The sequence below is a fragment of the Massilia phyllosphaerae genome, assembly GCF_034659755.1.
Classification (GTDB): domain Bacteria; phylum Pseudomonadota; class Gammaproteobacteria; order Burkholderiales; family Burkholderiaceae_D; genus Telluria; species Telluria phyllosphaerae.
In genome coordinates this window covers 332,342-340,004 of sequence record NZ_JAXSQX010000008.1, presented here as the reverse complement: position 1 = coordinate 340,004, position 7,663 = coordinate 332,342, and the positions used below count along the sequence as shown (strand labels likewise).

At 62.3% G+C, this 7,663-nt stretch carries 9 protein-coding genes and 1 tRNA gene; 9 read left to right on the top strand and 1 reads right to left on the bottom strand.

Annotated features, from left to right (window positions below; genetic code table 11):
* The first annotated feature begins 2 nt into the window (after positions 1-2).
* The 4 genes from tuf to U1H99_RS26700 all read left to right on the top strand — a co-directional run bounded on the left by tuf (position 3) and on the right by U1H99_RS26700 (position 3,614).
* The gene (gene tuf / locus U1H99_RS26715; protein WP_141835865.1) at positions 3-1,193 is read left to right on the top strand and encodes an elongation factor Tu; all 1,191 of its coding nucleotides are present in this window, start codon (positions 3-5) and stop codon (positions 1,191-1,193) included.
* A 201-nt stretch (positions 1,194-1,394) separates the two neighbouring features.
* Positions 1,395-1,712, top strand: coding sequence for a 30S ribosomal protein S10 (rpsJ, locus tag U1H99_RS26710; protein ID WP_036209000.1), 318 nt, complete (start codon positions 1,395-1,397; stop codon positions 1,710-1,712).
* A gap of 190 nt (positions 1,713-1,902) precedes the next feature.
* On the top strand, positions 1,903-2,580 hold the full coding sequence (locus tag U1H99_RS26705) for a hypothetical protein (RefSeq protein ID WP_323144674.1): 678 nt from the start codon (positions 1,903-1,905) through the stop codon (positions 2,578-2,580).
* Between the two features lie 32 nt (positions 2,581-2,612).
* Positions 2,613-3,614 (top strand): LacI family DNA-binding transcriptional regulator, encoded by a 1,002-nt coding sequence (locus tag U1H99_RS26700; protein ID WP_323144673.1) that lies wholly within the window; start codon positions 2,613-2,615, stop codon positions 3,612-3,614.
* A 12-nt stretch (positions 3,615-3,626) separates the two neighbouring features.
* On the opposite strand, the gene U1H99_RS26695 is transcribed toward U1H99_RS26700, so the two are convergent.
* Entirely contained in the window at positions 3,627-4,760 is a 1,134-nt protein-coding gene (locus U1H99_RS26695) for a mechanosensitive ion channel family protein (protein WP_323144672.1), read from the bottom strand.
* 123 nt (positions 4,761-4,883) lie between these two features.
* Between U1H99_RS26695 and U1H99_RS26690 the strand changes: the two genes are divergently transcribed.
* The 5 genes from U1H99_RS26690 (at position 4,884) to rplB (ending at position 7,661) form a co-directional block, all read left to right on the top strand.
* Positions 4,884-4,960, top strand: a tRNA-Val gene (locus tag U1H99_RS26690).
* 279 nt (positions 4,961-5,239) lie between these two features.
* On the top strand, positions 5,240-5,896 hold the full coding sequence (rplC, locus tag U1H99_RS26685; protein ID WP_141835711.1) for a 50S ribosomal protein L3: 657 nt from the start codon (positions 5,240-5,242) through the stop codon (positions 5,894-5,896).
* Positions 5,897-5,899: 3 nt separating this feature from the next.
* On the top strand, positions 5,900-6,520 hold the full coding sequence (gene rplD / locus U1H99_RS26680; protein ID WP_323144671.1) for a 50S ribosomal protein L4: 621 nt from the start codon (positions 5,900-5,902) through the stop codon (positions 6,518-6,520).
* Complete coding sequence (gene rplW / locus U1H99_RS26675; protein ID WP_141835705.1) at positions 6,517-6,834, top strand: 50S ribosomal protein L23; 318 nt, start codon at positions 6,517-6,519, stop codon at positions 6,832-6,834. The genes rplD and rplW overlap by 4 nt, the downstream gene beginning before the upstream one ends.
* The gene (gene rplB, locus U1H99_RS26670) at positions 6,834-7,661 is read left to right on the top strand and encodes a 50S ribosomal protein L2 (protein ID WP_141835702.1); all 828 of its coding nucleotides are present in this window, start codon (positions 6,834-6,836) and stop codon (positions 7,659-7,661) included. Before rplW ends, rplB begins: the two co-directional genes overlap by 1 nt.
* Positions 7,662-7,663 lie beyond the last annotated feature (2 nt).

Below are 7,663 nucleotides of genomic sequence, written 5' to 3'. Positions count from 1 at the left end.
AAATGGCAAAAGGTAAATTCGAACGGACCAAGCCGCACGTCAACGTCGGCACCATCGGTCACGTTGACCACGGCAAAACCACCCTGACGGCTGCAATCGCAACCGTTCTGTCGAAGAAATTCGGCGGCGAAGCCAAGGCCTACGACCAGATCGACGCGGCTCCGGAAGAAAAAGCACGCGGCATCACCATCAACACCGCGCACGTCGAGTACGAAACCGCGAACCGTCACTACGCGCACGTCGACTGCCCAGGCCACGCCGACTACATCAAGAACATGATCACCGGTGCCGCCCAGATGGACGGCGCGATCCTGGTGTGCTCGGCCGCTGACGGCCCGATGCCGCAGACCCGCGAGCACATCCTGCTGGCGCGTCAGGTTGGCGTTCCGTACATCATCGTGTTCCTGAATAAGTGCGACCTGGTCGACGACGCAGAACTGCTGGAACTGGTCGAAATGGAAGTCCGCGAACTGCTGTCGAAGTACGAGTTCCCTGGCGACGACCTGCCGATCATCAAAGGTTCGGCACGTATGGCGCTGGAAGGCCAGCCGGGCGAAATGGGCGAAGCATGCATCGAGCGCCTGGCCGAAGCCCTGGACAGCTACATCCCGACCCCGGAACGTGCCGTTGACGGCGCCTTCCTGATGCCGGTGGAAGACGTGTTCTCGATCTCGGGCCGCGGTACCGTGGTGACCGGTCGTGTCGAGCGCGGCATCATCAAGGTCGGCGAGGAGATCGAAATCGTCGGTATCATCGACACCGTGAAGACCACCTGCACCGGCGTGGAAATGTTCCGCAAGCTGCTGGACCAGGGTCAAGCTGGCGACAACGTCGGCCTGCTGCTGCGCGGCACCAAGCGTGAAGACGTCCAGCGTGGCCAGGTTCTGGCCAAGCCGGGCTCGATCAAGCCGCACAACCACTTCACCGGCGAGATCTACGTTCTGTCGAAAGACGAAGGCGGCCGTCACACCCCGTTCTTCAACAACTACCGTCCGCAGTTCTACTTCCGTACGACTGACGTGACCGGTTCGATCGAACTGCCGGCAGACAAGGAAATGGTCATGCCAGGCGACAACGTGTCGATCACCGTCAAGCTGATCGCTCCGATCGCGATGGAAGAAGGTCTGCGCTTCGCAATCCGCGAAGGCGGCCGTACCGTCGGCGCCGGCGTGGTCGCCAAGATCCTGGCCTAATCGCTACGATCAGCCTGTCCGGTAACTTATCGGACAGGTAATGAAAGAGGGGCAGAACTTCGGTTCTGTCCCTTTTTTGTGACAGCAGCAGAAGCAATCGGAAGGAAAACGGTGTTATACTGCCGTCCCTCCTGCAGTACCCGCATCACCTTTACATGATTGCCGGCGATAAGCCGGTTCGTTCTTTTTTAAGGAAATAGCATGTCCGCTCCGAATCAGAAAATCCGTATCCGCCTGAAAGCGTTCGACTACAAACTGATCGACCAGTCCGCTCTGGAAATCGTCGACACCGCCAAGCGCACCGGCGCAGTCGTCAAGGGCCCGGTTCCGCTGCCGACCCGCATCCAGCGCTTCGACATCCTGCGTTCCCCGCACGTCAACAAGACCTCGCGCGACCAGTTCGAAATCCGTACGCACCAGCGTCTGATGGACATCGTGGACCCGACCGACAAGACCGTTGACGCACTGATGAAGCTGGACCTGCCGGCTGGCGTCGACGTCGAAATCAAGCTGCAGTAATACGCTCGCCAAAATTCCGTCATGCCGGCCGCTGGCCGTCATGACCATGGGGCCGGTACCGCTTTGCGGGCCGGCCCCGTTTTCATTCCGACGGCCCTCGTGTCGCCATTTAGCTGCACGCACTAAACAGTTCTGTGACAAAATGTTAATACCGTAGCGCCTGCTTCGGGAAACCGTCACAAGGACCGCCATGACCGCCGCCGCCTTCCACCAGGTTGCCCAGCTGGCCGAGCGCTTGCGCACGCGCACCTGGCGCGACATGGCCAAGCGCGCGTGGCTGATCCTGCTGGGCATGCTGCTGCTCAAGTGGCTGCTGCCCGCAGGCCAGGCCTTCACCTATCTCGAACGCGGCGCTTACCGCACCGGCATCGCCATCGCGCTGATGGCGGCCCTGTTCGAATTGCCGCTGGATGCGGCGCTGTTGCCGCTGCTGCCGCCGACCCTGGTCGATCCGCACAAGGTGCACGTACTGCACGCACTGCTGGCGATCGGCGTGCTGTCGACCCTGGTCTGGGTACTGGGCGATCGCTGGCATATCGGCCGCGGCTGTCACGTGCTGACCGCGGACGGGCTCGAGCTGCACGTCGGCGTCCGTACGGGCGGCACGATCCCGCTGGCGGCCATTGCCGATTGCCGGCGCATCGATGTCGACGCGCACATCTGGTGCCGCCGCGAAGGCATCGAGCGCCACCGTACGCTGACGGCTACACCTCTTGACAAGCCGAACACAGCCCTCATGTTGACACCGGACAGCCACGTGCGCCTGACTCACCTCGGCGTGGAGCGGACCGGCATGGCTTGCGTATTCCTGTACGTCGACCAGCCCGATCGCCTCGTCCGCGCAGTGTGCAGCGAACGGCAACAATAAAACAGATCCGATCGCGTATTGGGGAGATCGCGATGACCACAATGAAGCAGGTCGCACAGCTTGCCGGGGTTTCGATCTCGACGGTGTCGCACGTCATCAACAACACGCGCGTCGTCAGCAGCGACGTGCGCCAGCGGGTGCAGGGCGTGATCGACGAGCTGCGCTACATCCCGAGCGCCGTCGCGCGCAGCCTCAAGAACGACAAGACCAACACCATCGGCGTGCTGGTGCCCAACAGTTCGAATCCTTATTTTGCCGAGCTGATCCGATGGATCGAGGAAGCCGCCTTCCAGCGCGGCTACAACATGATCTTGTGTAACGCCCATGGCGGCGCCCGCAAGCAGGCGGCCTATTTGCGCCTGCTGATGGGAAAGCGCATCGACGGCCTGGTCCTGGTCGCCAGCGGCGCCGACGACGAGCGCGACTTGATGCTGCGCCACGAAGCGGTGCCGATCGTCCAGCTCGAGCGTGCGCTGCCGCGCCTGGAGGCGGACCTGGTGCTGGCCGGGCAGGAGGAGGGCGCCTACCAGGCCACGCGCCACCTGATCGGCCTCGGGCACCGTGCGATCGGCTGCGTGTCCGGCCCGCCCGACCTGCCGCGTGCGCGCGAGCGCGTGGCCGGCTACCTGCGCGCGATGGGGGAGGCCGGCCTGCCGGTGCCGCCCGGGCGCATCGTGCACGACGAATTCACCAGTGCCGGCGGCCACGCCGCGTTTGCCCGCCTGCTGGGCCAGCCGCATCCGCCCAGCGCGGTGTTCGTCACCAGCGACCTGATGGCCCTCGGCGCCCTGTGTGCGGCCGGGCGCGCCGGGGTGAGCATTCCGGAAGAACTGTCGATGATCGGCTACGACGACATCGACGGTGCCGGCTACACCAACCCGCCGCTGACGACGGTGGCGCCGCCCAAGCGCGAGATGGCGAGCCTGGCGATCGAGCAGCTGATCGACCGCATCAAGGGCCTGCACACGCCGCTGCGCGCCACCGCGCTGAGCAGCACGCTAGTGGTGCGCGCTTCGACCGGCCCGCTGCCGTAACGCGGGCGCCGATCAGGCGCGGCGCGCCGGCAGCACACTGCCGTGGGCATCCACCGGAGCGGCATTGCGCTGCGCTGCAGTGGCTGCGGCCGCCCCTTCGGCCGCGCTGCGCAGGTCCGGCGTGTGCAGCACCTGGGTGGGGTAGGCGAGGCGGATGTCGCGCGCCGCCAGGCCGTCGACGATCTGCAGCAGGACTTCCTGCTGGATGTCCATGAAGCGGTTGTAGTCCGGCGATTCGACCCAGTAGACGACCTCGAAATTCATCGACGACGGCCCGATGCCCTGGAAGTGGGCGCGGTCGAAGGTCACGGTCTGCTGTGCCTTGACGATTTCGGTCAGCATCGGCGGGATCGCCGCCAACTTGTCGCGCGGGGTGTCGTAGGTCACGCTGATCGAGAACACGATGCGGCGCCGCTGCATGCGCGTCATGTTCTGGAGCCGGCTTTTCAATAAATCGCCGTTGGCGAAGATCAGTTCCTCGCCGCCGAGGCTGCGGATGCGCGTGGTCTTGAGGCCCACGTATTCGACCGTGCCCAGGTATTTGTCGACGATCACGAAGTCGCCGATCACGAAGGGTTTGTCCAGCACGATCGACAGGGACGCGAACAGGTCGCCCAGGATGTTCTGCACCGCCAGTGCGACGGCCACGCCGCCGATGCCGAGCGAGGCGACCAGGGTGGTGATGTTGACGCCCAGGTTATCCAGGATCATCAGCAGGATCACGATCCACAGCACCATGCGCGCAATGAAGCTGACGGCCGCCGCCGAGGTTGCGCGGCCGGGTTCGTCCGAGCGGTTGCGGTAATACTCGGTCAGCCAGGCACGCAGGGCGCGGTTGCCCCACAGCGCCGCCTGGAGCAGGCCGCTCACGATGGCGACCCGCGTCACCAGCTGGTGCACGTACTCGGGCAAGACCAGCAGCTTGCTGCCGGCGAACAGGCCCATCACGACGATCACGAACAGCCGTGTCGCATCCAGGGTTTCGACGGCGATGTCGTCGAGCCGGGTCTCGGTGCGCGCGGCCAGCCGGCGCAGGTGGTGCACCACCACTTTCTTGGTCACGTAGAGCGCGAGCATCACCGCGGCGGCGACGCCGAGCGCCGTCAGCCACGCCAGCGTCGTGTTATTGAAAAACACCAGATCCATGCATTCATCCTTTCCAACGTACTGCTTAACGAGCGGTCAATTGTAACGGTCTCGTGCAGCGCACAAGATTTTGCATCCGGGTATTGCGCTTTCCGGATTGTTGCTCGTATAATGCGGCTCCCCGGGCGGTTAGTTCAGCTGGTTAGAATACTTGGTCGACATCCAAGGGGTCGCAGGTTCGAATCCTGCACCGCCCACCAGAATTTCTTCATAGCGCAGGTCTCAGCTTCACGAGCGCCTGTAGAGAAAAGGCGCAGCAGTGTGCCTTTTCTGTGCTGACCAGCCAGGTCAGATTTCTTTTCTCTCCAAGAACACAGCGTGAAACGCAACAGGCCGCGTCAACTCTTCGCATTCTCCTGTTGCGTCCTTCCGATGCGGGCGCTATACTAGCCGGCTTCGGTATGGGCATGTCTTTTTTTGCCCATGCGTTTTGTAGTTCAACTATCCCCGCCCAATCGCAGGTGGGAATTGGAGAAAAAATGAGCCTGGGCCTTCTCGGTCGCAAGGTTGGCATGATGCGCATCTTCACGGATGACGGGGATTCGATCCCGGTCACCGTGCTGGACGTGTCGAACAACCGTGTTGCGCAAATCAAAACTCCTGAAACCGACGGTTATTCCGCTGTTCAGGTCGTATTCGGTCAACGTCGCGCTTCCCGCGTGAACAAGGCCAGTGCGGGTCACTACGCCAAAGCTGGTGTCGAAGCCGGTACGCTGCTGAAGGAATTCCGCATCGACGCCGAGCAAGCCGCTGGTTTCAAGGCTGGCGACGCAGTCAATGTATCCCTGTTCGAAGTCGGCCAGAAAATCGACGTGCAAGGCACCTCGATCGGTAAAGGCTACGCCGGTACCATCAAGCGTCACAACTTTGCTTCGGGCCGCCAAACCCACGGTAACTCGCGTTCGCACAACGTTCCTGGCTCCATCGGTATGGCGCAGGATCCGGGTCGCGTGTTCCCTGGTAAGCGCATGACCGGTCACATGGGCGACGAAACCGTCACCACCCAGAACCTGGAAATCGCCCGTATCGACGCCGAGCGTCAACTGCTGCTGGTCAAGGGTGCCGTTCCTGGCGCCAAGAACGGCCAAGTGGTTGTCAAGCCGGCCGTCAAGGTCAAAGCAAAGAAAGGAGCGTAAAAGATGGAACTGAAGCTCCTGAACGAGCAAGGCCAAGCCGGCTCGAACGTGAACGCCACCGATGAAGTCTTCGGTCGCGATTACAACGAAGCACTGATCCACCAGATCGTGGTCGCCTACGCCGCCAACGCGCGCAGCGGCAACCGCAAGCAGAAGGATCGTGAAGAAGTCTCCCACACGACCAAGAAGCCTTGGCGCCAGAAAGGTACCGGCCGCGCCCGTGCCGGTATGTCGTCGTCGCCGCTGTGGCGTGGCGGTGGTCGCATCTTCCCGAACTCGCCTGACGAGAACTTCACCCACAAAGTGAACAAGAAGATGTTCCGCGCCGGCATGTGCTCGATCCTGTCGCAGCTGGCCCGCGAAGAGCGCCTGAGCGTCGTCGAAAACCTGTCGATCGAAGCCCCGAAGACCAAGCTGCTGTCGCAGAAGCTGCAGAGCATGGGCCTGGAATCGGTCCTGGTGATCACCGACACCATCGACGAAAACCTGCTGCTGGCATCGCGCAACCTGCCGAACGTGCTGGTTGTCGAGCCGAAGCACGCCGACCCGATGTCGCTGGTGTTCTACAAGAAAGTCCTGGTCACCAAAGCTGCTCTGGCCAAGATCGAGGAGATGTACGCATGAGCGCCGCAATCAAATTCAGCGAAGAGCGCCTGATGAAGGTGCTGCTGGCTCCGGTCATTTCCGAAAAGGCGACCTTCGTCGCGGAAAAGAACGAACAGATCGTGTTCAAGGTCCTGCCTGACGCGACCAAGCCGGAAATCAAAGCTGCCGTCGAACTGCTGTTCAAAGTCGAAGTGGAATCGGTGCAGACCGTGAACCGCGAAGGCAAAGTCAAGCGTTCGGGCCGTTTCACCGGTCGCCGCAACCACACCAAGCGCGCTTTCGTGGCCCTGAAGCCGGGTCAGGAAATTAACTTTGTCGAGGAGGCTCAATAATGGCACTCGTTAAGATGAAGCCAACCTCCCCAGGCCGCCGCGGCATGGTGAAGGTTGTGAACAGCGACCTGTACAAAGGTCGTCCGTTCGCAGCCCTGGTTGAGAAGAAATCGAAGACTGCTGGCCGTAACAACAACGGCCACATCACCACCCGCCACATCGGCGGTGGTCACAAGCAACACTACCGTATCGTTGACTTCAAACGCAACAAGGACGGTATTCCGGCCAAGGTCGAGCGTATCGAATACGACCCGAACCGTACCGCGCACATCGCTCTGCTGTGCTACGCGGACGGCGAGCGCCAGTACATCATCGCCACCAAAGGCATGGCTGTCGGCGACAGCGTCATGAACGGCTCGGAAGCTGCGATCAAGTCGGGCAACTGCCTGCCGATCCGCAACATCCCGGTTGGTACCGTGATGCACTGCGTCGAGATGCTGCCGGGTAAGGGCGCGCAGATGGCGCGTACCGCTGGCGCCGGCGTCGTGCTGATGGCACGCGAAGGCACCTACGCCCAGGTCCGCCTGCGTTCGGGTGAAGTGCGTCGCGTGCACATCGAGTGCCGCGCCACTATCGGCGAAGTCGGCAATGCAGAACACAGCCTGCGCAAGATCGGTAAAGCCGGTGCAATGCGTTGGCGCGGCGTCCGCCCGACCGTTCGCGGTGTGGTCATGAACCCGATCGACCACCCGCACGGTGGTGGTGAAGGTCGTACGGCTGCGGGTCGTCACCCGGTCTCCCCATGGGGCCAGCAGACGAAGGGCAAGAAGACGCGTTCGAACAAGCGCACGTCTTCGATGATCGTTTCGCGCCGCGGCAAGAAATAAGG